We start from the raw sequence: 230 nt of genomic DNA, 5'->3' as shown, positions 1-230 counted from the left end.
GGTTCGGCAGTTCGAATCTGCCCCCCTCCATATTTTTAAATAGGGGCATAGTTCAACGGTAGAATAGAGGTCTCCAAAACCTTTGATGTGGGTTCGATTCCTACTGCCCCTGCCATGGCGGTTGTGGCGAAGTGGTTAACGCATCGGATTGTGGTTCCGACACTCGAGGGTTCGATTCCCTTCAACCGCCCTTATTATTAATGGGCTATAGCCAAGCGGTAAGGCAACGG

Annotated in this window: 2 tRNA genes; both read left to right on the top strand. The window is 50.9% G+C overall.

Going from position 1 to position 230, the window contains the following annotated elements:
- Positions 1-41 precede the first annotated feature (41 nt).
- A tRNA-Trp gene (locus tag HMPREF2597_RS12295) sits at positions 42-115 on the top strand.
- Positions 116-117: 2 nt separating this feature from the next.
- Positions 118-190, top strand: a tRNA-His gene (locus tag HMPREF2597_RS12290).
- Positions 191-230 lie beyond the last annotated feature (40 nt).

It is taken from the genome of Staphylococcus sp. HMSC063A07 (genome assembly GCF_001836955.1).
GTDB classification, from domain to species: domain Bacteria; phylum Bacillota; class Bacilli; order Staphylococcales; family Staphylococcaceae; genus Staphylococcus; species Staphylococcus lugdunensis.
Note: the sequence above shows the minus strand (reverse complement) of the source record. Positions and strands in the feature narration are given on the sequence as shown.